The organism is Providencia sp. PROV076, assembly GCF_028483405.1.
GTDB lineage: Bacteria > Pseudomonadota > Gammaproteobacteria > Enterobacterales > Enterobacteriaceae > Providencia > Providencia huaxiensis.
The window spans coordinates 1-2,003 of sequence record NZ_JAMPRR010000066.1 but is presented as its reverse complement, the minus strand read 5'-3'; the positions used below and the strand labels follow the sequence as shown (position 1 = coordinate 2,003).

2 protein-coding genes and 1 pseudogene are annotated in these 2,003 nt (G+C 65.0%); 1 reads left to right on the top strand and 2 read right to left on the bottom strand.

Features of this window, described 5'->3' with window-relative positions:
* The first annotated feature begins 104 nt into the window (after positions 1-104).
* Positions 105-605: a GNAT family N-acetyltransferase gene (locus tag PSF67_RS21940; RefSeq protein WP_000376623.1), complete on the top strand. Its 501-nt coding sequence runs from the start codon at positions 105-107 to the stop codon at positions 603-605.
* Here the strand turns inward: PSF67_RS21940 and PSF67_RS21935 are convergent.
* Together PSF67_RS21935 and PSF67_RS21930 are read right to left on the bottom strand one after the other, a co-directional pair.
* Positions 574-1,566 (bottom strand): TniB family NTP-binding protein, encoded by a 993-nt coding sequence (locus PSF67_RS21935; RefSeq protein WP_001381192.1) that lies wholly within the window; start codon positions 1,564-1,566, stop codon positions 574-576. The genes PSF67_RS21940 and PSF67_RS21935 overlap by 32 nt on opposite strands.
* 2 nt (positions 1,567-1,568) lie before the next feature.
* A pseudogene (locus PSF67_RS21930) lies at positions 1,569-2,003 on the bottom strand (Mu transposase C-terminal domain-containing protein); the annotation flags it as partial.

Here is a 2,003-nt window from a genome sequence, read left to right as displayed (position 1 = left end):
AGCGGACCCTGGTCAGGTTCCGCGAAGGTGGGCGCAGACATGCTGGGCTCGTCAGGATCAAACTGCACTATGAGGCGGCGGTTCATACCGCGCCAGGGGAGCGAATGGACAGCGAGGAGCCTCCGAACGTTCGGGTCGCCTGCTCGGGTGATATCGACGAGGTTGTGCGGCTGATGCACGACGCTGCGGCGTGGATGTCCGCCAAGGGAACGCCCGCCTGGGACGTCGCGCGGATCGACCGGACATTCGCGGAGACCTTCGTCCTGAGATCCGAGCTCCTAGTCGCGAGTTGCAGCGACGGCATCGTCGGCTGTTGCACCTTGTCGGCCGAGGATCCCGAGTTCTGGCCCGACGCCCTCAAGGGGGAGGCCGCATATCTGCACAAGCTCGCGGTGCGACGGACACATGCGGGCCGGGGTGTCAGCTCCGCGCTGATCGAGGCTTGCCGCCATGCCGCGCGAACGCAGGGGTGCGCCAAGCTGCGGCTCGACTGCCACCCGAACCTGCGTGGCCTATACGAGCGGCTCGGATTCACCCACGTCGACACTTTCAATCCCGGCTGGGATCCAACCTTCATCGCAGAACGCCTAGAACTCGAAATCTAACGTCCGTTCGGGCATCGAGGTCCATGTCGGGGTGGGACGGGCCCGTGGCTTCAAGATCACTTGCAGTCCGACCGCGATGTCTTGGTTGCGCGAGAGGTTGTCGACAGGCCATGCTGAGTGTGCGATGGTTGATCGCTTCCTCGCCGCTCTCCACGGCGACGATGGCCGCCGCCATCAGCAAGTGCGCCAGTTCCCCTATGGTGCCCTCGCTGCGTGTGAGCAGGTAGCGAGCCATGTCCAGCGTGGCAATTGGGGAAGGCCGGCGCAGCGGGAGCGAAGCGGCGAAGCTGGCCAGCAGTGAGCAGCAATCGTCGTTGGCCTCCCATACCGGCAGCATCATCGGCTCGAAGCGATTTTCCAACTGGTCATCGGAGCGGATGGCTAGGTAGGCGTCGCGCGTGCCTACCCCAACCAACGGGATGCGCAGTTCGTTGCCGAGGAAGCGCAGCAGGTTGAGGAATTCCCGGCGGTTGACGCTGTTGCCGGCCAGCACGTTGTGCAGCTCGTCGATCACCAGCATGCGCACGCCGACCTTGCGCAGCAGTGCCAGAGCCAGTTGCTCCATTTCCGGCAACCGTGGGCGTGGGCGCAGCGGCGCGCCCATCGCGGCGAGCAGCGCGACGTAGAAGCGGATCACGGACGGCTCGGACGGCATCTGCACGACCAACACCGGGATGTGCTCCTGGTCGGCGTCGGAGCTGGCCGGGTGGGTGCGGCGGAACTTCTCGACGATCATCGACTTGCCATTGTTGGTCGGGCCAACCAGCAGCAGGTTGGGCATGCGTTGCTTGTTTGGCCACGCATAAAGGGCTTCCAGCCGGTTCAGCGCCTCGACTGCGCGCGGATAGCCGATCCAGCGGTCGGCGCGAAGGCGCTGGATGCGCTCGTCCGCCGGAAGACGGGCCAAGCCCTGGGCCGCCGGCAGCAGGTGGGACAGGTCGATGATGGGATATTCGTCCACGGCTACCACTCCTCAATCTGGTCGAACGGTTTGGCGGGTGGCAAGTTGTCTGCCTGCGGGTCGGCAATATCCGTATCCGGCGGAACGGGCTTGTCCGGCCGAGCTGATGTCTTGAGGTGCTGGCGGCGATCCGCGTCACGCCGCGCCTTGCGTGTGGCCTTCTGCGCGCTGGTCACAATCTCACGCATCTGGCCGATCATGCGGAACAGCGCCGACTCATCCACCTGTTCGCGCCCTTGCTGCCGCAGTTTCGCCAGCGCCTGCCGTTGTTCCCAGAGGGTGACAGCCGGATGCGACAAGGTACGGTAGGGAATTTCCAGGTAATGCTGTCCCTCCGGTTCCAGGACCCAGATACGGCTGATGTCGCGCGGATCGCGCCGGATCAGAAAGGACGGCCAGCGTTCACGCCGCGCAATCCACGGCTTGAGCGCATCGGC

Excerpts from the sequence above, each read along its gene's own strand:
- PSF67_RS21940 (WP_000376623.1), top strand. The coding sequence starts at position 105 with ATGGACAGCGAGGAGCCTCCGAACGTTCGGGTCGCCTGCTCGGGTGAT.